Source organism: Vibrio sp. VP6 (genome assembly GCF_028823755.1).
Classification (GTDB): Bacteria; Pseudomonadota; Gammaproteobacteria; order Enterobacterales; family Vibrionaceae; genus Vibrio; species Vibrio parahaemolyticus.
The window spans coordinates 1-724 of the sequence record NZ_JAPEID010000177.1 but is presented as its reverse complement, the minus strand read 5'-3'; the positions used below and the strand labels follow the sequence as shown (position 1 = coordinate 724).

Here is a 724-nt window from a genome sequence, read left to right as displayed (position 1 = left end):
CACGAAACTTAATCGATGGTGGTGAGAAGGCCAATCGCAGTTTGACTTATGTCCTGCCCGGTCAAGGACGCATTGAAGTCTACCGAAATGACCAGCTGGTGTTTGGTAAAAATGTGTCAGCGGGTCAACAAAAGATAAACTACAGCAGTCTTCCTTCAGGAAACTATCTTGCCACGATAGTCGTACTCTCTCAAGGGCGTGAAATATTGCGTGAACAACGACAAATTTACAATACAGCGTTGTTTTCGCTTGGCAAAGGCGAGTGGGACTACGCCCTCACTGCTGGCCAATTCAATTCTCGTTATGATGATGACTCTGATTTTGACGAGCTTGAGTTAGACGCCAGTGAGTTTGTTGATGGTCGTGTCAATTACCAGCTTCTAGACAACACGGCGATTGGCGCTCGCTCTGTCGTGACTCAAGAACACTCTCTTATTGAAGGCGTGCTCACGCAAGACATTGGCACGTACGCCAGTGCTACTGCTAAATACGCCCGCTTTGACAATGACGGACAATTTTGGTCTGTCAACGGAACGTTGCTGGGGCTGAGTTTGGGATACGAAGACTACTCACTGTCAAATGAGGATTACGCCCTCAATAACTATCTACTCGGCAATACCGGATATCAACGCTTTACCGCCAGCACAGGCATCAATATCGCCGGTGGTAATGGTTATCTCATGTACATTGATAACAGCGCAGAAGAAGACACCTTGCTCGGTGA

The 724-nt window shown here is 47.5% G+C and carries 1 protein-coding gene; it reads left to right on the top strand.

Translation table 11 applies throughout. The features are described 5' to 3' along the window. Positions 1-724 (top strand): TcfC E-set like domain-containing protein (locus OU793_RS24755; protein ID WP_274647934.1); only part of this gene is annotated, 724 nt, incomplete at both ends.